The following is a 19,980-nucleotide window of genomic DNA, read 5'->3' on the forward strand; positions in this document are numbered from 1 at the left end:
AAACCCGTCCTCCACCGCGAACTCCGTGCCCGCCGGCAGATCAGCAGTCTGCTCCACCGTCACCGACTCACCCGGCTGCACCTCCACATCCGAGTACACCGGAACATTCTCATCAGCATCCGTGACCACCGGATCACCCACGGTCACCGTCAACTCAGCCTCATCGACCGAACCATCCGGATACGTCACCGTCACCGGCACCGTCAGCTCAGTACCCGGCGCAGCACCCTCAGGAGCCGTCACCGTCACCGCACCAGTGTCCGGATCCACAACCACAGTCCACCCGGCCGGAGGAACAAACCCGTCCTCCACCGCGAACTCCGTGCCCGCCGGCAGATCAGCAGTCTGCTCCACCGTCACCGACTCACCCGGCTGCACCTCCACATCCGAGTACACCGGAACATTCTCATCAGCATCCGTGACCGGCGCAGCAGTCACATCAAACGTCGCCGTCGTCTCCTCCGACGAAGAATCCGCATACGTCACCGTCACCGGCACACCCACAGTGCCCAGATCAGTCCCGACCGGCGGCGTGTACGACACCACACCCGAAGTCGGATCAACCGACGCACCCGCAGGCGCACCGTCACCCAACTCAAAAACAGTGCCAGCCGGAACACTCACCGGACCATCACCATCAACGAATGACACCGGAGACGTCGCCTTAACACCAACAGGCGCAGACACCACCGCATACGACGGCGTGAACTCATCCGCATCCGTCTTCGACGGGCAATCCAGCGGCGTGTACTCCTGGGTCTGGGGTACTGCCACCAGATTTCCCGAAGCCTGAGTGCGGACAAGTTCGATGAGCCCAGGTGCTGTCGGAGCCGGGATGGTCAGGGAAGTGTCGGCGGTCGATGCAATCGGATAGGTCGTCCCCGACGCTCCACCGACACGGATCGAGTACGTGTAGGCACCGTTCGAGATCAACCCACTGAACTCAACGGTGATGTCGTCCGGAGCTGGGCATACGGGAGCTGGAACAGTCAGCGCCTCTTCACTGGCGGGAGCCAGCGCGAATGTCCAGAGATTGCCAATCGTTCGCCCGAACTGAGTAAGGGTGTGTCCTGTCTTGGTAATTGTTCCTGGGACCAGATAGCCGCCATTAGCATCCGATGCGAGGCTGTCCTTCACACCTTGAGCAAACGGACGACTAATGAAAGTTCTATACCCGCTCGGCGGGATGACCCACATGGTGAAACGGTCACTGTTCATGTTAAACGACACGTTGTGCCCGTTATGATCCCACCGGTCGGACCCGAGGAAGTTGATTTCGTAGTCACCATCGGAGTCGGTCGTGTCGCAGCGGACGATTGTGGTGCCCGTTGGTTGCGCACACACCGTTGCACCCGCGACGTCGTAATCAGCACCATCGCGCGTCTCGCGTCCGAGGACCTGCTCGACGCCGACCGCACCCCTGATCGACGCGCAGTTGGTGTTGTCGTAATTAATTCCCCCGATGCGCAAACGACAGTCTGACTGCTGACTGTCCGCCCCCATCGGCCCAGCTGCAGGTGGCGCCTGCATGAACTGGACCTGGTAGTTGTACACCGAGCGGGTCGCCGGATCAACGGTGCCCCAGGTAGTACTGCCACTGTTCGGGTCGATCTGGGCTTGGACGGCATTTCCGTGCCCCGGGAGCGAAGCCGGTACGTATGGCGTCCCTGTCACCGTCTGATCAGCAGCCTCGAACTGGACCAAGGATCCCCGGATGCCACCTGTAGTCGGCCGAAACCCATTCAACCCGCTGACGCAGTAGTCGCCGCCCGGACCCGACGTCACCGCGATCCATTCGGACCAGGGTCCGACCGCGGCTTCGGCGTTGGAGTCGCCCAGAGTGTAACGGAACTGGAACGATGCCCCGGGGAGCTTGGTGGCGCCGGTATCGCTTGCTGGAAGCGAGCCACCGGGACGCCCGTTAGCCTGAATCCACGTTGAGCCCGTGATCGATTCTTCTGTGAATTTACAAGTAGCACCGGACACTACCGGCGCAGCGTTGGCCGCCGGAACCATCGCAGAGTTGAACAGCACCGGCGTGAAGGTGGCCACTAGAAACATCACGAACGCCAGTGCGGGCACCCGTATCTGGAGACCTGGCGGGACCACGCCCGGCCTCTCCGTTGAGTCATTCGACCGCTGCACGGCCTCTCCCCTCAGTTGATGGGCGTGAGCGCCCGAATAATCCCTGCGAATGGCCAACCCACACGCGCGCAGGGATGGCCTCAGAGAATCTTCTAACAAATTAACCAGATTCCGCAAAAAACCTTGACGTTCCTTAGAGCGAGAGGCTCCGAGGCTGTTCACGACGTGCTTAGCTGGGCGAGATTTCGGGGTCGACGGACACAAGCTACGAGCAACCGCGCACCGTTGACAGCATGCTGTCAGTGCACACTCAGCTTTTCGTGAAGACTCTGACGACCTAGGTAGTACGCCGCCAGATCGACAACGGACCCCACACCCTGCGAAGGGTGTGGGGCCCGCTCTACCCCGTAAGCGGGGCGCATTCTTCCAGCAGCGTCAGCTGTCGAGCCGCTCGATGATCGTGACGTTGGCGGTGCCGCCGCCCTCGCACATGGTCTGCAGGCCGTAGCGGCCCCCGGTGCGCTCGAGCTCGTTGAGCATGGTGGCGAACAGCTTCGCGCCGGTGGCGCCCAGCGGGTGGCCCAGCGCGATGCCGCCACCATTGGGGTTGACGCGGGCCGGGTCGGCGCCGGTCTCCTTGAGCCACGCCAGGACGACCGGGGCAAAGGCCTCGTTGATCTCGACGACGTCGATGTCGTTGATCGACAGGCCGGTCTTCTCCAGCGCCCACTTGGTGGCCGGGATGGGTGCGGAGAGCATCATCACCGGGTCGTCGCCGCGAACAGTGAGGTGGTGGATGCGGGCGCGCGGCTTAAGACCGTACTTGTCCACGGCCTCGGCGGAGGCGAGCAGCCCGGCCGACGCTCCGTCGCAGATCTGCGAGGCGACGGCGGCGGTGAGTGAACCACCCTCTGCCAGCACGGGAAGGGAGGCCATCTTCTCGAGGGTGGTCTCACGGGGAGTCTCGTCTGCCTCGAGGCCGGCCATCGGGACGTACTCGTTCGCGAAGCGCCCCTCGGCGATCGCGGCACGTGCACGGGTGTGGGACTGCAGCGCCCACTCCTCCATCTGCTCGCGGGTGATGCCCCACTTGTCGGCCATCATCTGGGCGCCGTTGAACTGGGAGATCTCCTGCGAGCCGAAGCGCTCGACCCAGCCGGTGGAGCCCGTGAACGGGTCGTCGAAGCCGTACTCACGGCCGGCGAGCATGGCCGAAGAAATGGGCAGGGCGCTCATGTTCTGCACGCCACCAAAGAGGATCACGTCCTGGCTGCCGGACCAGATGGCCTGCGCGCCGAAGTGGATGGCCTGCTGGCTGGAGCCGCACTGGCGGTCCACGGTGGTGCCCGGGACGCCGAGGGGCATCCCGGCGGCGAGCCAAGAGGAGCGGGCGATGTTGCCGGCCTGGGGACCGATGGTGTCGACGCAGCCGAAGATGACGTCGTCGACGACCTCCGGGTCGATTCCCGTGCGCTCGACGACCGCCTTGATGACGTGCGCGCCCATGTCAGCCGGGTGCTGTCCGGACAGGCTGCCGCCGCGCTTGCCGACGGGGGTCCGCACGGCGTCGATCACGTAGGCCTCGCGGCCGGTCACGTTGGTCATGTGTCTCCTCGGGGTGGGTGAGATAGTCAGCCGACGGCCAGGCCGTCGAGCACGATGTTGAGGTACTGGTCGGCGACGGCGGCGTGGTCGGTGTCGTCGTCGGGTCGATACCACCGCACGGCGACCCATACGGTGTCGCGCAGGAATCGGTAGGTGAGTCGCACGTCGAGGTCGTCGCGGAACTCCCCGGACTTCATCCCCCTCGTCAGCACATCGCTCCACATCTCGCGGAACTCGGTATTGCGCTCACGGAGGTAGTCGAATCGGGGGTTGCCGCGCAGATGCTTCAGCTCGTCCTGATAGATGGCGACCTCGTCGCGGTTGCGGTGGATCGCCTCGAAGGACGCCCGGACCAGCTGTTCGAGGGTCTCGCGCGGGCCGAGGCCGGACTCCACAATGCGGCGGTAGTCATTGAAGAGGGAGTCGAGGAATCCGCGCAGGATCTCGTCGACGATCGCTTCCTTGGATGAGAAGTGATGGTAAAGGCTTCCCGAGAGGATGCCCGCCGCATCGGCGATGTCTCGGACGGTGGTCGCACGCAGGCCGCGTTCGGCGAAGAGCCCTGCCGCGATCGACAGGAGCTCCTCACGTCTGGTCGTGCTGGTCATAGCCACAGTCTACCAACCAAGCACTTGTTAGGTCGACGATCGGTCCTCCCCTACCTCTGGACGCGCGCCGCCGAGGGCCATCCGGCGCCACTAGACTCCGGCGCATGCGGACAACCCCACCCCTGACATCCCGACTCTCTCGAACCCGCGTGCTCGCGGCATCCGCCGCGCTTGGCCTGACGCTGGGCCTGGGAGCATGCACGGTCGGCGAGGGGAACGACGACGAGAGCGGCTCTACCCCAACGGCCACAGCATCCGAGTCGACCGATCCGGTGGAGTCCGCGGATCCGGGATCGGCCCCACCGTCCACGGCCGTCGAGCAGCTGGTCCTCACCGCCGAGGACGCCCCGGAGGTGGGCCTGCAGCCCGTGCCGGCGGACGAGATCGCCGGAGGCATGGACGCGCTCGGCGCGTTCACCTCGGACGTCCGCGTCGAGCCGGAACGGTGCGCGGACATCAGCAAGGACGGGATGGGCGCGCAGTCGGAGCCGGGGGCCATGGCGATCCAGGCCGGCCAGGTCGGCGAGACCTCGATCGCGGTGGCGGTGACCCGGGTGACCGACGGATTGTCCGAGCGTGTGCGGCAGGTCGAGGACTGCCCCGTCATGACGGTCGCGTTCCCCCTCCAGGGCGAGGAGATGGTCACCGAGACCCAGAACTCTTTGCTGGAGATCGACGCCCCGGAGGGGGTCGAGGACTTCGCCGTGGTCGTCCAGGACAACTCGATGGACATGATGGGGCAGACCATCCGGACCTCGAACGTGATGATCACGGGCGTTGTCCGGGGGCTCGGCATCTCCGTCACCGCGGCCGGCACCGACGGTCCGGTGTCTGACGAGGCCCGGAACACCGCTGTCCAGCTCTTCGCCGCGCAGGCCGAGAAGGTCCGCAACGCCTGACAGACGCGACTGCCCGCCCGGAGAACCGGGCGGGCAGTAAGCGGGGTGGGCCGTCCCTCAGGCGCGCTGCGAGGAGATGGAGATGACCTCGCCCGTGAGGTAGGTCGTGTAGTCGCTGGCGAGCATGGCGATGGTCGCGGCGACCTCCCACACATCGGCGGCCCGCCCGAATGCTTCCTTGGCGGCGAGCTCGTCGAGCAGTTCCGCCGAGGCCGACTTCTCGAGGAACTTGTGGCGAGCGATCGACGGCGCGATCGCGTTGATGCGCACCCCGAAGTCAGCACCCTCGATGGCCGAGCAGCGGGTCAGCGCCATGACTCCGGCCTTGGCCGCGGCGTAGTGGGCCTGCGCCCGCTGCGCGCGCCAGCCCAGCACGGAGGCGTTGTTGACGATTACGCCGTTGTGCGGGACGTCGCGGAAATAGCGCAGCGCGGCGCGGGTGGCCCGGAACGTGCCGTTCAGGGTGATGTCCAGGACGCGGTCCCAGTCCTCGTCGGTCATGTCGACGAGTTCGGTCTCGCCGCCGAGCCCCGCGTTGTTGATGAGAACGTCGATCCGGCCCAGCTTCTCAGCGGCACCGGAGATCAGTGCGTCGACATCGGCGGTAGACTGCACGTTGCAGGTCAGCGCCTCGATCTGCTGGTCGGGGAACTCGGCAGCGAGGGCGTCGCGCGCCTCGTTCATCCGACGCTCGTGGAAGTCGGAGACCAGAACGTCGGCGCCCTCGAGGGCCGCTCGCCGTGCGGCGGAGAAGCCGATGCCGGTTCCGGCTGCCGCGGTGACGACGACCTTCTTGCCCTTGAGCAACCCGTGGCCGGGAGTCTCCTCGGGGACGACGGCGAGGGGGGATGTGCGCTCGGTCATGACGGCCTGGCCTCTCGGGGTAGTCCGAGCACGCGCTCGGAGATGATGTTTCGCTGGATCTCGTTGGATCCGCCGTAGATGGTGTCGGAGCGGGTGAACAGGAAGAGCCGCTGCCACAGTGCCAGTTCGACATTCTCGGGGTCGTGGAGGTCGTTGGGGGCGCCCTCGGACGTCTGGGTGGGTCCGGTGAGGGACTCCGCCCCCTGCACTTCCATTGCCAGCTCTCCGAGGTCGCGGTGCCAGTTCGCCCACAGCAGCTTCGCCGCGGAGGCGTTGCCGCCGGAGGCGTCACGGTCGGCGAGGGTTCGCAGCGCGTGTGCCCGGATCACCTTCAAGCCGATCCACGCGCGGGTGATGCGTTCGCGCACGGCGGGCACCCGGGCGCTGCCGTTGTCGCGGGCCATTGCCACGATCTGGTCAAGTTCGCGGGCGAAGCCGACCTGCTGTCCGAGGGTGGAGACCCCGCGCTCGAACTCGAGCAGGGTCATGGCGACCTTCCAGCCCTCGCCCCGCTCCCCCACGATCATGCCGGCCTCGGTGACCGCGTCGTCGAAGAAGACCTCGTTGAACTCGCTCGTCCCGGTCAGCTGCTGGATCGGGCGGATCTCCACGCCGGGCTGGTCGAGCGGGACCAGGAGGAAGCTCAGCCCCTTGTGGCGGCTCGTGCCCTCTTCCGTGCGGGCCACCACGAAGGCCCATTGGCTGAGGTGTGCGAGCGAGGTCCACACCTTCTGACCGTTGAGGTGCCACTTGCCGTCCTCGCGCAGTTCGGCGGTCGTGGAGACGTTCGCCAGGTCGGAGCCGGCGCCGGGTTCGGAATATCCCTGCGCCCACAACTCGGTGACATCGATGATGCGGGGCAGGAAGCGGTCCTTCTGCTCCTGTGTGCCGTGGGCGATGAGCGTCGGGCCGAGGAGTGTCTCCCCGAGGTGGGACACCCGCGCCGGGGCGTCGGCCTTGGCGTATTCCTCGTGGAAGCGCACCTGCTGACTCAGCGACGCGCCGCGGCCTCCGTATTCAGTGGGCCACCCGACGCAGGTCCACCCGGCCGCCGCCATGTGGCGCTCCCAGGCGAGACGCTGGGGGAAGAACTCGTGTTCGCTCCCCGGGCCGCCGACGCCCTTGATCTCGGCGAACTCGCCGACGAGGTTGTCGTCCAGCCAGGTGCGGAACTCCGCGGCGAACTCGTCGTCGGACATCTCCGACGCAGGCCTGGTGCTCTCGGTCATACCGCCACACTACCAAGCACTTGCTTGGTTTGCCGGATCCGCCCTCCACCCCCACCCGAATCGGTTTGGATGACCCCCATGAACTCCTCCTCGAAGCCCCTTGCGGGCAAGGTCGCCTTCATCACCGGGGCCGCACGAGCCCAGGGTCGGGCCCACGCGATCCGCCTCGCCTCGGAAGGCGCCGACCTCGTCGTCTCCGACGTCTGCGCGCCGGTCTCCGGATCGGCCACGTACCCGGCGCCCACGCCGGACGACCTGGCCGAGACCGTCCGCCTGATCGAGGAGACCGGCCAGCGCGCGCTCTCGGCCGTCCTCGACGTCCGCGACCTCGGCGCTCTCCAGGAACTGGTCGCCCGCACGATCGACACCTTCGGGCGGCTAGACATCCTGGTCGCCAATGCCGCCGTGCTCACCTGGGGCCGACTGTGGGAGATGCCGGAGGACGACTGGGACACGGTCATCGGCGTCAACCTCAGCGGCACGTGGCGGACGGTCCGCGCGGTGGTGCCCGCGATGATCGAGGCGGGCAACGGCGGGTCGATCATCATCGTCAGCTCGTCCGCCGGGCTCAAGGCCACGCCCGGCAACGGGCACTACTCCGCCTCGAAGGCCGGCCTCGTCGCGCTGACCAATGCCCTCGCGCTGGAGGCGGGCGAGTTCGGCATCCGCGTCAACTCGATCCATCCGTACTCGGTCGACACGCCGATGATCGATCCGGAAGGGATGGCCGAACTCTTCGGCCGGTTCCCCTCGTTCCTCCACAGTTTCTCGCCGATGCCGCTGAAGAACGCACGTCTCGACGGCGCCAGCACCCTCAAGGACTTCATGCCGCCCGAGGAAGTCTCCGACGTCGTCTCCTATCTCGCCGGCGACGGCTCGCGGTCGATCTCCGGCGTCCAGCTCACGGTCGACCGGGGGGCGCTCAAATACTAGCGACGAGCACCGGGCAGATCTGACCAAGCACTTGCTAGGTAGGGTTGTGTGCGCCACACCCGCAGCCCCACCGAGGAGTCCGCGATGAACCCGACCGCCGAGAGCGCGCCCACCCAGGGCGCCCCCGTCGAGACCACGCCCGCCGCTCTGCGCCGCGCGGCCCGGACGTGGGCGGACCGCGAGGCGATCGCCGATGTCCAACCCGGCCAGGACACCCGCTGGACCTGGGCACAGCTGCTTGACGAGGTCCGCCTATTCGCGGCCGGCCTCATCGCACGCGGGGTCTCCCCCGGCGACCGCGTCGTGATCTGGGCGCCCAACACCCGCCACTGGGTCGTCGCAGCGCTGGGCGTGCAGTTCGCCGGCGGCACCGTCGTCCCCGCCAACACCCGCTACACCGGGAGCGAGACACTCGAGATCATCCAGCGCACGCACGCGGTGGCGGCCGTGGTCGCCGGGTCGTTCCTCGGGTCCGAGCGGATCGCGGACCTCGCCTCCGCCGCGAACACGGCAGCCGGCGACCCCGCGGGAGGGTCGGCGAACACCTCGCTCGCCGGGGTCACCGAGCTGCGGACCATCGTCCGCATCCCACTCGGCGGCGACGACACCGCGACGACCGGCGACGCCGCCGGTGTGGACGTCCTCGATTACGCCGACCTTCGCTCCCTGGCCACCGATGCCCTGCTCGCCGAGGCCGACGCCCGCGCGGACGCGGTGACGGGCGACGACGTCGCCGACATCCTCTTCACCTCCGGCACCACCGGCAAGAGCAAGGGCGTCGTGGCCCTGCACCGGCAGACCATCGCCGGCGCCCACGCCTGGGGCACCAACAACGGGCTCACGGAGGACGACCGCTACCTCATCGTCAACCCGTTCTTCCACAGCTTCGGCTACAAGGCGGGCTTCCTCGTCTGCGTCTTGCTCGGTTCGACGGTCATCCCGCTGTCCGTGTATTCGACGAGCGAGACAATGCGCCTGATCCAGTCCGAGCGCGCGACGGTCCTGCCGGGCGCGCCGACGATCTTCCAGACGCTGCTCGACGACCCGACCCGCGGCGAGTACGACCTGTCCTCCCTGCGCCTGGCCGTGACCGGCGCGTCGGTGGTGCCGGTGGTGTTGGTCGAGCGTATGCAGTCCGACCTCGGCCTGGACACGGTGATCACCGCGTACGGACAGACCGAGACCATGGGGTTCATCACCACGACCGGGGCGGACGACGACGACGTCACCGTCGCCACCACCTGCGGCCGCGCCTACCCCGGCATGGAGATCCGGATCGGGGAGCACGGCGAGATCCTCACCCGCGGCGAGATGGTCATGCAGGGCTACCTCGACGACCCGGAAAACACGGCCAAGACGATCGACCCGGAGGGGTGGCTGCACACCGGTGACGTCGGCGAGATCGACGAGCGCGGGAACCTCCGCATCACCGACCGGCTCAAGGACATGTACATCAACGGCGGGTTCAACGTGTACCCGGCGGAGATCGAGCAGACCCTCGCCCGCCTGGACGGCGTCGTCGAGGCGGCGGTGGTCGGCGTGCCGGACGAGCGGATGGGCGAGGTGGGCAAGGCCTTCATCGTCCGCCGCGCGGATTCCGAACTCACCGAGCAGCATGTCCTGGACTTCGCTTCCGAGCACCTGGCGAACTTCAAGCGGCCCCGGTCGGTCGAGTTCGTGGACTCGCTGCCCCGCAACGCCTCAGGCAAAGTCGTCAAGACCGAACTGCGATGAGCTCCCCCGGCGCCGTCGTGGTCACCGGCGCGTCGGGCGGGATCGGGTCCGCCGTCGCCCGCCGGCTGGCCGCCGAGTTCCCCGATGCCCCCGTCGTCCTCGGATACCGCTCGACCGAGCCGGTGGAACTGGCCGACGAGCTGGGCGCCGAGTCCGTCCGCCTGGCACCGGGCAGGGACGAGTCCGACGACGACGAAGTGGCCGCCACGATCAACGGGATCGCCTCTCGGCACGGCGGAATCCGGGTGTTGGCCCACTGTGCCGGTCCGCACGTGCCGATGGTGCACCTGTCCCGGATCGAGCCGTCCGAGCTCCGGCGGCAGCTCGACGACGACGCGGTCGGCTTCTTCGCGGTCGTGCGCCCCGCGCTGGAGCACCTGCGCGCGGTGGCGGGCAACGTCGTCGTCGTCACCACTGCGGCGACCACCCGCTATCCGGTACGCGATGGACTGTCCGCCGCCCCCAAGGGCGCGGTCGAGCAACTCGTCCGGGGCCTGGCCGCCGAGGAAGGGCGCTTCGGCGTGCGGGTGAACTGCGTGGGCCCCGGGATGCTCACCGACGGCATGGCCGAGAGGCTCATCGCCTCCGGCGACCTCGACGACCGTGCGCTGGAGGTGACCCGCGGCAACATCCCGCTGCGTCGCTTCGGCACGGCTGCCGACATCGCCGAGGCGGTGGCGTTCCTGGCCTCGGATCGTGCCGGGTTCATCTCGGGCCAGAAGCTCGATGTGGACGGCGGGTACGGCGTCTGAATCCGCCCGGGCGAGCGGGTCCGGTACAGTACCAACCAAGCACTTGCTAGGTAAGGAGAGTCCCAGCTCATGACCGACGCACCCATCCCTCCGGTCCTCGGGGTCGACGACCTCGGGCCGGACACGCAGCCGGTGGCCTATGAGGTCCACGACGGCACGGCGTACGTCACCCTCAACCGGCCGGACTTCCGCAACGCGCAGAACTCGGTCATGACGTACTCGCTCGACAACGCGTTCATCAAGGCCGTCGAGGACGACTCGGTCAAGGTGATCGTCCTGCGCGCCAACGGCAAGCACTTCTCCGCGGGCCACGACATCGGCACGCCCGGCCGCGACCACCACGTGGAGTACCCCAACCGTGCCGCGATCTGGTGGGACCACACCACCCGCGGCGGCGGCGATCGGCGCCTGGCGCGCGAGACCGAGGTCTACGTCCAGATGTGCCGGCGCTGGCGGGAGATCCCCAAGCCGATGATCGCCCAGGTGCACGGCGCGTGCATCGCCGGCGGCCTGATGCTGGCCTGGATCTGCGACTTCATCGTGGCCTCCGACGACGCCTTCTTCTCCGACCCCGTGGTGAAGATGGGCATCCCCGGCGTCGAGTACTTCGCCCACGCCTTCGTCCTGGGCCCCCGCCGCGCCAAGGAGATCCTCTACACCGGTCGCAGGTTCGGTGCCGCCGAGGCGTTGGAGTGGGGAATGCTCAACCACGTCGTGCCGCGTGACGAGCTCCAGGCCAAGGTCGACTCCATCGCCGACGAGATCAAGGCCATGCCGGCGTTCGGGTTGACGCTGGCCAAGAAGGTCATCAACTCGAACGAGGACCAGATGGGTCTGCAGACCTCCCTGGACACTGCGTTCGGCTGGCACATGTTCGCCCACTCGGCCAACGCCGAGCCCGACGACACCGATTCGTTCTCCGCCTCGCTGGGCGGAATGGACGCGCGTTCGATGCGCGACTCGGCCAACAAGGGTTCGACAGCCGACAAGGGTTCCACCGGGAAGACGGAGGGCTGAAACCGTGGATCTGGATCTGGACACCTCGACGCAGGAGTTCCGCCTCGAGGTGCGCGAGTGGCTCGAGGCCAATGTGCCCGCCGAGCCCCTGCCACACATGGACACCCGCGAGGGCTTCGAGGCCCACCGCGAGTGGGAGCGGAAGATGGCCGACGCGCGCATGTCGGTCGTCTCATGGCCGGAGGAGTTCGGCGGCCGCGACTGCGGGCTGGTCAACTGGGTGGTCTTCGAGGAGGAGTACTTCCGCGCCGGCGCCCCACTTCGGGTGAGCCAGAACGGCATCTTCCTGCTGGCGCCGACCCTGTTCGACCACGCCTCCCCCGAGCAGCTCGCGCACATCATGCCGCGCATGGCCCGGGCCGACGACATCTGGGCACAGGCCTGGTCCGAGCCGGAAGCCGGCTCCGACCTCGCCTCCCTGCGGTCGACGGCGAAGAAGGTCGACGGCGGCTGGGTGCTCAACGGCCAGAAGGTGTGGTCCACCCGCGCCTCGTTCGCAGACAAGGGCTTCGGCCTGTTCCGCACCAACCCGGACGAGCCCCGCCATAAGGGCCTGACCTACTTCATGTTCGACCTGCGGGCTGAGGGCGTCACCGTCCGCCCGATCGACCAACTCGACGGGCTGCCCGGTTTCGCGGAGCTGTTCCTCGAGGACGTCTTCGTCCCCGACGACCCCGCGAACCCGGCCGAGTCCGGCGTGATCGGCGAGGTCAACCAGGGCTGGAAGGTGGCCATGGCCACCGCCAACAACGAGCGCGGCCTCTCACTGCGCTCGCCGGGCCGCTTCCTCGCCACCACGGACCGCCTGCTCGAACTGTGGGGCACCGCCGAGGCCGACCTCGACGACCGGAACCGCGGAGTCCTCGCGGATCGCGTGGTGGACGCCTGGATCGGCTCCCGCGCCTACGAGCTGAGCACCTGGAACACGGTCACCAAGCTCACGGGCGGTGCCAACCTCGGCTTCGAGTCCTCGATCAACAAGGTCTTCTGGTCGGATTGGGACATCGCCACTCACGAGACCGCCCTGGACGTCCTCGACACCGCCGGCGAACTCGCCGGGGAGCAGTGGATGGACGGGTACCTGTTCGCCCTCGCCGGGCCCATCTACGCGGGCACCAACGAGGTCCAGAAGAACATCATCGCCGAGCGCCTCCTCGGCCTGCCGCGCGGATGACGGGAAAGACATCATGAAATTCGCACTCGATCCGGAGATCGTCGACTTCGCCGACAGCATCGACTCGCTGCTGGCCAAGTCCGACCTGCCCTCCGTCATCCGCGCCTGGTCCGACGGCGACACCGGACCCGGCACCGCTGTGTGGGGACGCGTCGCCGAAACCGGCGCCGCCGCCCTGCTCGTGCCCGAGGAGTCCGGTGGCGCCGGCGCCACCGCCGTCGAAGCCATCACCGCACTCGAGGTCCTGGGCCGCCACGCCGTGCCGGGCCCCGTGGTGGAGTCCGTCATGGTCGCCCCGCGCATCGCCGCGGCGCTCGGCGACGAGGGCGTCGCGGGTGAGATCGCCGCGGGCACCCCGGCCTCCGTCGCCGCGCCCGGGGTCTCCCCCTTCGCGCCCGACGCTCACGTCGCCGAATACCTGTGGGTCGTCGACGACGACAAGGTGTTCACCGGCGAGGCCGGCGAGTCCCGCCGCTCGGTCGACCGCGCCCGCACCGTCACGACCCCGACCCGCGGCGACCAGGTGGCCACGGTGAGCACCGTCGACCTCGTCAACCACGGCGCCCTCGGGACGGCAGCGCAGCTCCTCGGTCTCGGTCAGGCAATGCTCGACATGACCGTCGACTACGCCAAACAGCGCAAGCAGTACGGCAAGTTCATCGGCGAGTACCAGGCGCTCAAGCACCAGCTCGCCGAGGTGGCGATCGCGCTCGAAATGGCCCGACCGCTGCTGTGGGCCGGTGCCCTCGCGATCGCCGAGAACCCCGACGAGCCCGCCGCAGCCATCCGCGACGTCTCCGCCGCCCGGGTGGCGGTGGCCGACGCCGCCTACCTCTCGGCCCGCACGGCCCTGCAGATCCACGGCGCCATCGGCTACACGCTCGAACACGACCTGGGCCTGTGGCTGACCAAGACCCGTGCCCTGCAGACGGCGTGGGGCACGCAGAGCTACCACCGCGGGCGGGTGCTGGACTCGCTGCGCGGCGGCGTCGCGGAGACCGCCCGATGAGCGCCCCCGCCACGCCCGCGCCCGCCACCCCCGGCGTCGACACCGACGAACAGGCGGCGCTGCGGCAATCCGTGGCCGCACTTCTGGAGAAGAAGTCAGACTCCGCCGCAGTGCGCGCCGCGATGGCCTCAGAGGACGGATACGACCCCGCACTGTGGTCGACGCTGGTCGAGCAGATCGGGGCCGCCGCCCTGTCGATCCCCGAGGACCACGACGGTGCCGGGGCGACCTGGGTCGAGACCCATCTCGTGTGCGAGGAGCTGGGCCGCCGGCTGACGCCCTCGCCCATGCTCGGGTCTGCGGTCCTCGCCGCCCAGGCGGTGCTGGCCTCGGGCGACGCCGCCGCGTCCGCACGCCTGCTGCCCGGCATCGCCGCCGGTGAGCTGGCCGCGCTCTGCTGGGCCGGGCTCGACGGCTGGGCCACCCCGGGCGTCCGCGCCGACAGCGGGTCCGACGGCGCAACTCTGGACGGCACCGCCCACCACGTGCTGGGCGCAGACACCGCCACCACGCTGCTCGTCGTAGCGGTCACCGGCGACGAGGTGGGCCTGTTCGAGCTGCCCGCCGACGCCGCCGGGGTCACGGTGACCCGCGTACCGGTCATGGACCCCACCCGCACGCTGGCGCGGGTGGAATTCGCCGGCGCCGCGGCCACTGCGATCGCCACCCGCCCGAGCTTCCTGTCCCGCCTCCGCGCCGCAGCATGGGCAGCCCTCACGGCCGAGCAGGTCGGTGCCGCCCGCGCCGTGCTTGACGCCACCGTGCAGTACACCCAGGAGCGCAAGCAGTTCGGCCGTGCCATCGGGTCGTTCCAGGCGCTCAAGCACCGGATGGCCGACATGTACGTCAAGGTCGAGACCGCCCGGTCGCTGTCCTACTCCGCTGCCGCCATGGTCGCCGAGGCGCAGGCCCTCGGGGACGGGACGGCCGCCGACGAGGCGGCCTACGCCGCGGAGATCGAGGCGGCGGCCGCCAAGGTCTACTGCTCCGAGGCCCTGCAGTGGATCGCCGGCGAATCGATCCAGCTCCACGGCGGCGTCGGCATCACCTGGGAGTACGACTCCCACCTGTACTTCAAGCGCGCGCACGGAACCGCGCAGCTGCTCGGACAACCCCACGAGATCCTCGGTGCGCTGGAGGCTGCGGCGGGACTGTAGCCAGGGGCTCTAGAATTGCCCGCATGAGTCCCTTTCCCGCGCATGGACGGACCAACGACCAGCGGTCGGCCGAGGACCTCGCGGCCCAGGCCGGGCGCCTGCTCACCGACCTGCGGGTCTCGAAGGTGCCGCCGGAGGACCTCGGTACGTTCGCCGAGGGCGAGGCGAAATCGGTCATCCTGGACCGCCTCGCCGTGGCGCGGCCCAACGACCTCGTCTTCGGCGAATGGGACCCCGACTCCCGCGCGCGGCTGGAGGCGGACCGGGTGTGGTTCGTCGACCCCCTCGACGGGGTTCACTCCTACGTCACCGAGGGGCGACCCGACTGGGCAGTGCACGTCGCACTGTGGGAGAAGGATCCACAGGGTGTCGGAGGCATCACCGCCTGCGCGATCGCCATTCCGGCCTACGGGAGGGTCCTCACCGGCCGGGGAGCCACCACCTACCAGCCCATCTCGATCATCCGCGGCCCCCGGCCCGGACCCTTGGTCCCGCCCCGCGAGGACGACCGCCTGCGCATCGCGGTCTCCGAGGCCGAACCGCCCGAGTTCGCCGAGGAACTCGCGCGCGATCTCGACGCTTCACTGGTCCACCTCGGATCCGGCGGCGGCAAAACCGCCACCGTGCTCGAGGGTGAATGCGACGCATACATCCACACCAGCGGGCACCACCAATGGGACTCCGCCGCGACCGTCGGCGTGGTGACCCAGCGCGGACTGCACGCGAGCCGGCTCGACGGGTCCGAACTCGTCTACAACACCGAGCAGATCGAATTCCCAGATCTGCTGGTGTGCACGCAGGACGTGGCCGAGAAGATCATCGACGCAGTCCGCAAGTACCTCTAGTCGGCCTCCCGGCCGGGTCAGATAGTCGACCTCCCGGCCGGATCAGGCCTCCAGCCCGCGGTAGCCGGCGAACCGCTCCGCGATCAGCTCCTTGCTGAGCCCGTAGTCGGCGAGCGTGTATCGGTGAGCGGGCGCGCGCTCACCGGACAGGCTCTTGTCGTTCTCGGCCACGACGGCCGCGCGGACGTCCTCGGACAGGTCCGTGCCCACGGCGGCGTACACACGTTCCACCACGGACGCCGGGTCGGCCAGCAATTCGTGGTGGTCGACATCCACGAACGTCGCCCGCGATGCCGGGTCCTGCTCGTGCTGCGCGCGGACGGCGTCAAACTCGCTCACGCCGCGCGCCCACAGGTCGAGCTGCGACGAGCCGATGTACTCAGGAGTGAAGCGCGTGGACCACTCAGCTGCGGTCCGGTGGGCGAGTGAGCACATCGACGCCATGGATTTGCGCGGATCCCGATGGGTCTGCACCACCACGGCGTCGGGGTACACCTCCAACAACGCGTCGAGCGCGAACAGGTGGCTGGGATTCTTGAGCACCCAACGACGTCCCGGGTCGTTGGCACCGATCAGCTGCAGGTTCCGCTTGTGCCGCCGGTACGCCGGCACCCAGTCCGCGCCGGACAGCCACGTCGAGTAGCCGTCAAGCCGGGCCAGGCACTCGTAGGAGGCGCTGGTCACCGACTGCCGCAACAGTTGCCAGCATTCCTCGAGATCGTCGGCGGAGATGTAGTGCACGCCGCCGTAGTCGGGGTTCTCCGCCATAAAGCCCGAGTACAGGTCACGCAGGCCGACGTAGGCGGGGTCGTCCTCCCACTTCTCGCGCGGTGGCCGTGGCTGCGGGACCTCGGTCAGCCACAATTCGAGTCCCTGGTTGGCGGGGTCGGCGCCGAGCAGTCGGTGCAGCGCCGTGGTGCCGGTCCGGGGCAACCCGGTGACGACGACGGGCCGCTCGATCGCCACCTCCTCCCGGGACTGGCCAGCGGCGAACCCCGCGTTGGCCAGCAAACGGGCGGTGAGTGCACTCTTGAGGACCGACCGCCAATACTTGCTGCCGGCGGGGGTGAGCCCCGCGTCCGTGTGCAGGGAATCCAGCAGAATCCCCAGCGCCTCACGGTGCCTGTCCTCACCGTCCCCAAAGTCCTCCAGCCCGACCGTGCGCGAGGCGCTGTCGTGCAGGTCCTCGACTGTCCCGACGTGGACGCGATCGGTATCGCTAGCAGCGGACATCAGCTCAGCCTCCTGGTCATGACAGTCCCCGCCGCGCGAACGCATCCTGCCGGGCGGCGATCCGATCGCGCCATTGTTCGGGGGTCACGTGCAGCTCCTCGTACCCGGGTACCTCGTCGGCGAGCCTGTCGAATGGCACCAGCTTGACCGTGGGGCCCAGCTCCGGTGTGATGGGCGCGCCCACCCGCTGCCACCGGAACTGCATGATGCCCTCGCGGCGGCCCAGTGTCTCAATCCAGTTGGCCAGCCCGGGGTCGCGTTCGGAGACCACCAGGTGAATCAGTCCATCGGCGGTGACGTGGGCTTGGTCAGCGGTGAGGCTGGTCTGGTGGTGGACGTAGTCCAGCGAGGCGTACCACATACTGCCCAGCTGGAAACCCTGGTAGGGCACCCCGGCGACGGGCACCGAGATCACCAGGGCCTCGTCCGGACCGAGCTCGAAGAGACCGGCGGAGGAAAACTGCGTGGTGAGCCCGCCCGGCGTCTGCCGCGGCTCGTTCAACGTGTTCCGCGGCTGGTCGCCGAAGAACCAGCCCGGGAATGCCAGCCACGTCCGCAGGCGCCCGATGAGTGCCTCGGCGAGCTTGGCGTAGAACTTCTCCTGCCCCGCGAGCGTCACCGGCTCCGGAGCCGTGCCCACTGAGTCGAGCCTGCGCAGGATCGCGGATCCCGCCACCTCGCTGCTCCAGTCGGAGTACACCTCGCGGACGGCGATCATGGACGACCCCGGGTGGAGCACCACGTAGCCGGAGTCGCCCTCGTCGTCGTCGTACCTCGCCGGCCCCAGGCGGAACGAGTACCGGCCGTCGGCGTCGATCTCCAGCGCGCGGTCGTCGAACGCGGCGTGCGATGCGGCACGCTCGTCGGCCGAATAGGTCCCGGCCATCACCTGGAACGACAGGTCAGCGGTGGTGCCGCGCCTGCCCTCGATGACGTACTCCGCACCGCCAGCAAGGTTGGCGTAGAAGTACAGCGTGTCCGGGTTGTCGAGCCCCATCTTCGTGTACGGGCCGGTGGCCTCGAACAGCTGTGGGTGGGTGCGCCCGCGGTGCTGGCCCGTCTCGATGGCGCCGCGGATCGTCCCGAGCAAGTAGTCGAGCCCCTCCGCGACGTCCTCCTCCGACCGGACGTGCGGAGCCGAGCGGATGATCTCCTCCGCCTCTGCCAACGCCGCGGCCAGCGGAGCCGTGGCTTGCCGGGCCGCGGTCATAGCCACGTGTACGAGTCGGCGGAAGTGATGAAGTTCTCCAGCTCCTGCATTTCGGGAGCCGGATCGACCACGTCCTCCTCGATGCTGAGGTAGGCCCCGCGGTAGAACAGCAGCGGGCGGATGTCCCGCTTGGTCGGGCCGATATTGTCGACCCGCCCCAGGACGATCCAGTGGTCGCCGCCGTCGAGGACCTGGTCGATCTCGCAGTCCAACCACGCCATGACGCCGTTGATCACCGGCGAGCCCATCGGGCTGGGCGACCAGTCGATATGGGCGAACTTGTCGTCACCGCGGCGGCCGAATGTCGAGGAGACGTCCTCCTGCTCCTCGGACAGGATGTTCACCGCGAACCGGCCCGCCTTCTCGATGCCCTTCCACGAGCCCGAGGTCTTCATCGGGCAGAAGAGAATCAACGGCGGCTCCAGCGACAGCGCCGAGAACGACTGGCAGGCGAAGCCCACCGGCTTGTCGTCCTCCACCGCCGTGATGACGGTGATACCCGTACAGAACTGGCCCAGTGCATCCCGCAGTTCGCGGCTACTGAAGGACTGGCCCTCCGGGCTTTCGTCGGTGCTGCTCATATGGGTCGGTCCTCCCTGGACTCAAGGCTCGTGAACTGGTGTCGACGCGAACTGGTGCTCATGGGCGGCTGGGCCCCACAGTCTCGCGTGAGCGGTCTGTGGGGCCCAGCCTAGGCTGGCCTACTTGAATCCGACGGAGAAGTCGTGCCCCCACAGGCTCACGGCCGTGGACTCGCGCGCCACCCACTTCTCGTCGTCCTCGACCTGAACGCCTTCGCAGCCGTATTCGCAGTCGAAGCCGCCGGGCGTCTTCATGTAGAAGCTCAGCATCTTGTCATTGACGTGCCGGCCCAGGGAGGCCGACATCCTGACCTTCTTGCGCATCGCACGGTCCAGCGCCAATCCCACGTCGTCCGCAGTGCCGACCTCGACCATCAGGTGGATGATCCCGGTCGGGTTGGGGAACGGGGTGAACGCCAGCGAATGGTGCCGCGGGTTGCAGCCGAGGAACCGCAGCCATGCGGGCTCACCGTCGGCCGGGCGGCCCACGATCTCCGCCGGGAGGCTCATCGAGTCGCGCAGCGAGAATCCGAGCACGTCACGGTAGAACTCCAGCGCCGCGTCCTCGTCCGGCGTGGACAGCACGATGTGCCCCGCGCCCTGGTCACCGGTGACGAACTGGTGGCCATAGGGCGTCGGGATGCGACGGTGCTGCAACGCGATCGTGTGGTAGATCTCGAGCGTGAACCCGGCCGGGTCCTGGCAAGTGATCAGGCCACGCACCTTGCGGTCACGCTTGACCTCGTCCGGCGCATCCTCCCAGGGCACACCCGCGGAATCCAGACGCCTCTTGACGTCATCGAACTCCGCTTCGTTCGCGCATTCCCAGCCCACCTGCGCGAGCTTGTCCTCACTGCCGGGAACGATGATCCACCGGTGCGGGTGGTCATCCATCCGGAAGTAGAGCGCATCCGGGTCGTCGCCGTCGCCCACGACGAACCCCAGCACCTTGGTGCCGTATTCGCGCCAGGCGTCCATGTCCGTGGCGTAGATCCGGACGTAGCCGAAGTTACTGATCGCCATAGTTGCCAGTCCTTTCTGATCC

The 19,980-nt window shown here is 68.3% G+C and carries 18 protein-coding genes; 9 read left to right on the plus strand and 9 right to left on the minus strand.

Features of this window, described 5'->3' with window-relative positions; all coding sequences use genetic code 11:
- The 3 genes from FQ137_RS15620 to FQ137_RS00015 form a co-directional block, all read right to left on the minus strand.
- The coding region (locus FQ137_RS15620) for a Rib/alpha-like domain-containing protein (RefSeq protein ID WP_304506054.1) at positions 1 to 2,061 on the minus strand (2,061 nt) is incomplete at its 3' end.
- 459 nt (positions 2,062 to 2,520) lie between these two features.
- Positions 2,521 to 3,690 carry an acetyl-CoA C-acetyltransferase gene (locus tag FQ137_RS00010; RefSeq protein ID WP_149290573.1) on the minus strand — a complete coding sequence of 390 codons (1,170 nt, stop codon included), beginning with the start codon at positions 3,688 to 3,690 and terminating at the stop codon, positions 2,521 to 2,523.
- A 26-nt stretch (positions 3,691 to 3,716) separates the two neighbouring features.
- Positions 3,717 to 4,298 (minus strand): TetR/AcrR family transcriptional regulator, encoded by a 582-nt coding sequence (locus tag FQ137_RS00015; protein WP_149290574.1) that lies wholly within the window; start codon positions 4,296 to 4,298, stop codon positions 3,717 to 3,719.
- Positions 4,299 to 4,402: 104 nt separating this feature from the next.
- Between FQ137_RS00015 and FQ137_RS00020 the strand changes: the two genes are divergently transcribed.
- Positions 4,403 to 5,197 (plus strand): hypothetical protein, encoded by a 795-nt coding sequence (locus FQ137_RS00020; RefSeq protein ID WP_149290575.1) that lies wholly within the window; start codon positions 4,403 to 4,405, stop codon positions 5,195 to 5,197.
- 57 nt (positions 5,198 to 5,254) lie between these two features.
- Here FQ137_RS00020 and FQ137_RS00025 read toward each other — a convergent pair whose 3' ends face one another.
- Both FQ137_RS00025 and FQ137_RS00030 read right to left on the minus strand, forming a co-directional pair.
- Positions 5,255 to 6,061, minus strand: a complete 807-nt coding sequence (locus FQ137_RS00025) for an SDR family oxidoreductase (RefSeq protein WP_149290576.1) — start codon at positions 6,059 to 6,061, stop codon at positions 5,255 to 5,257.
- Entirely contained in the window at positions 6,058 to 7,290 is a 1,233-nt protein-coding gene (locus tag FQ137_RS00030; RefSeq protein WP_149290577.1) for an acyl-CoA dehydrogenase family protein, read from the minus strand. Before FQ137_RS00030 ends, FQ137_RS00025 begins: the two co-directional genes overlap by 4 nt.
- A gap of 78 nt (positions 7,291 to 7,368) precedes the next feature.
- On the opposite strand from FQ137_RS00030, the gene FQ137_RS00035 reads away from it, so the two are divergent.
- The 8 genes from FQ137_RS00035 (at position 7,369) to FQ137_RS00070 (ending at position 15,911) form a co-directional block, all read left to right on the plus strand.
- Positions 7,369 to 8,223 (plus strand): mycofactocin-coupled SDR family oxidoreductase, encoded by an 855-nt coding sequence (locus tag FQ137_RS00035; RefSeq protein ID WP_149290578.1) that lies wholly within the window; start codon positions 7,369 to 7,371, stop codon positions 8,221 to 8,223.
- 84 nt (positions 8,224 to 8,307) lie between these two features.
- Positions 8,308 to 9,957: a FadD3 family acyl-CoA ligase gene (locus FQ137_RS00040; RefSeq protein WP_149290579.1), complete on the plus strand. Its 1,650-nt coding sequence runs from the start codon at positions 8,308 to 8,310 to the stop codon at positions 9,955 to 9,957.
- Complete coding sequence (locus FQ137_RS00045) at positions 9,954 to 10,709, plus strand: SDR family NAD(P)-dependent oxidoreductase (RefSeq protein ID WP_149290580.1); 756 nt, start codon at positions 9,954 to 9,956, stop codon at positions 10,707 to 10,709. Before FQ137_RS00040 ends, FQ137_RS00045 begins: the two co-directional genes overlap by 4 nt.
- A 69-nt stretch (positions 10,710 to 10,778) precedes the next feature.
- Entirely contained in the window at positions 10,779 to 11,726 is a 948-nt protein-coding gene (locus tag FQ137_RS00050) for an enoyl-CoA hydratase (protein ID WP_149290581.1), read from the plus strand.
- Positions 11,727 to 11,730: 4 nt separating this feature from the next.
- Positions 11,731 to 12,900, plus strand: coding sequence for an acyl-CoA dehydrogenase family protein (locus FQ137_RS00055; RefSeq protein WP_149290582.1), 1,170 nt, complete (start codon positions 11,731 to 11,733; stop codon positions 12,898 to 12,900).
- Between the two features lie 13 nt (positions 12,901 to 12,913).
- Positions 12,914 to 13,909 (plus strand): acyl-CoA dehydrogenase, encoded by a 996-nt coding sequence (locus FQ137_RS00060; RefSeq protein ID WP_149290583.1) that lies wholly within the window; start codon positions 12,914 to 12,916, stop codon positions 13,907 to 13,909.
- Positions 13,906 to 15,066, plus strand: coding sequence for an acyl-CoA dehydrogenase family protein (locus tag FQ137_RS00065; RefSeq protein WP_149290584.1), 1,161 nt, complete (start codon positions 13,906 to 13,908; stop codon positions 15,064 to 15,066). Before FQ137_RS00060 ends, FQ137_RS00065 begins: the two co-directional genes overlap by 4 nt.
- A 23-nt stretch (positions 15,067 to 15,089) precedes the next feature.
- Positions 15,090 to 15,911, plus strand: coding sequence for an inositol monophosphatase family protein (locus tag FQ137_RS00070; protein ID WP_149290585.1), 822 nt, complete (start codon positions 15,090 to 15,092; stop codon positions 15,909 to 15,911).
- A gap of 42 nt (positions 15,912 to 15,953) precedes the next feature.
- Here the strand turns inward: FQ137_RS00070 and FQ137_RS00075 are convergent, their stop codons facing one another.
- The 4 genes from FQ137_RS00075 to hsaC form a co-directional block, all read right to left on the minus strand.
- On the minus strand, positions 15,954 to 17,144 hold the full coding sequence (locus FQ137_RS00075) for a sulfotransferase (protein WP_149290586.1): 1,191 nt from the start codon (positions 17,142 to 17,144) through the stop codon (positions 15,954 to 15,956).
- Positions 17,145 to 17,160: 16 nt separating this feature from the next.
- On the minus strand, positions 17,161 to 18,354 hold the full coding sequence (locus FQ137_RS00080) for a hypothetical protein (RefSeq protein WP_149292528.1): 1,194 nt from the start codon (positions 18,352 to 18,354) through the stop codon (positions 17,161 to 17,163).
- Positions 18,351 to 18,935, minus strand: a complete 585-nt coding sequence (hsaB, locus tag FQ137_RS00085; RefSeq protein WP_149290587.1) for a 3-hydroxy-9,10-secoandrosta-1,3,5(10)-triene-9,17-dione monooxygenase reductase subunit — start codon at positions 18,933 to 18,935, stop codon at positions 18,351 to 18,353. Before hsaB ends, FQ137_RS00080 begins: the two co-directional genes overlap by 4 nt.
- A 120-nt stretch (positions 18,936 to 19,055) precedes the next feature.
- Positions 19,056 to 19,958 (minus strand): iron-dependent extradiol dioxygenase HsaC, encoded by a 903-nt coding sequence (hsaC, locus tag FQ137_RS00090; protein WP_149290588.1) that lies wholly within the window; start codon positions 19,956 to 19,958, stop codon positions 19,056 to 19,058.
- Positions 19,959 to 19,980 lie beyond the last annotated feature (22 nt).

The organism is Dietzia sp. ANT_WB102 (assembly GCF_008369165.1).
In the GTDB taxonomy this organism is placed as follows: domain Bacteria; phylum Actinomycetota; class Actinomycetes; order Mycobacteriales; family Mycobacteriaceae; genus Dietzia.

What these genes read in the sequence shown, in the direction of transcription:
- FQ137_RS00015 (WP_149290574.1), bottom strand. Translation starts at nt 4,298, where the DNA reads ATGACCAGCACGACCAGACGTGAGGAGCTCCTGTCGATCGCGGCAGGG.
- FQ137_RS00050 (WP_149290581.1), top strand. Translation starts at nt 10,779, where the DNA reads ATGACCGACGCACCCATCCCTCCGGTCCTCGGGGTCGACGACCTCGGG.
- FQ137_RS00080 (WP_149292528.1), bottom strand. Translation starts at nt 18,354, where the DNA reads ATGACCGCGGCCCGGCAAGCCACGGCTCCGCTGGCCGCGGCGTTGGCA.
- FQ137_RS00030 (WP_149290577.1), bottom strand. Translation starts at nt 7,290, where the DNA reads ATGACCGAGAGCACCAGGCCTGCGTCGGAGATGTCCGACGACGAGTTC.
- FQ137_RS00040 (WP_149290579.1), top strand. Translation starts at nt 8,308, where the DNA reads ATGAACCCGACCGCCGAGAGCGCGCCCACCCAGGGCGCCCCCGTCGAG.
- FQ137_RS00020 (WP_149290575.1), top strand. Translation starts at nt 4,403, where the DNA reads ATGCGGACAACCCCACCCCTGACATCCCGACTCTCTCGAACCCGCGTG.
- FQ137_RS00010 (WP_149290573.1), bottom strand. Translation starts at nt 3,690, where the DNA reads ATGACCAACGTGACCGGCCGCGAGGCCTACGTGATCGACGCCGTGCGG.
- FQ137_RS00075 (WP_149290586.1), bottom strand. Translation starts at nt 17,144, where the DNA reads ATGTCCGCTGCTAGCGATACCGATCGCGTCCACGTCGGGACAGTCGAG.
- hsaB (WP_149290587.1), bottom strand. Translation starts at nt 18,935, where the DNA reads ATGAGCAGCACCGACGAAAGCCCGGAGGGCCAGTCCTTCAGTAGCCGC.
- FQ137_RS00060 (WP_149290583.1), top strand. Translation starts at nt 12,914, where the DNA reads ATGAAATTCGCACTCGATCCGGAGATCGTCGACTTCGCCGACAGCATC.
- FQ137_RS00065 (WP_149290584.1), top strand. Translation starts at nt 13,906, where the DNA reads ATGAGCGCCCCCGCCACGCCCGCGCCCGCCACCCCCGGCGTCGACACC.
- FQ137_RS00045 (WP_149290580.1), top strand. Translation starts at nt 9,954, where the DNA reads ATGAGCTCCCCCGGCGCCGTCGTGGTCACCGGCGCGTCGGGCGGGATC.
- FQ137_RS00070 (WP_149290585.1), top strand. Translation starts at nt 15,090, where the DNA reads ATGAGTCCCTTTCCCGCGCATGGACGGACCAACGACCAGCGGTCGGCC.
- hsaC (WP_149290588.1), bottom strand. Translation starts at nt 19,958, where the DNA reads ATGGCGATCAGTAACTTCGGCTACGTCCGGATCTACGCCACGGACATG.
- FQ137_RS00025 (WP_149290576.1), bottom strand. Translation starts at nt 6,061, where the DNA reads ATGACCGAGCGCACATCCCCCCTCGCCGTCGTCCCCGAGGAGACTCCC.
- FQ137_RS00035 (WP_149290578.1), top strand. Translation starts at nt 7,369, where the DNA reads ATGAACTCCTCCTCGAAGCCCCTTGCGGGCAAGGTCGCCTTCATCACC.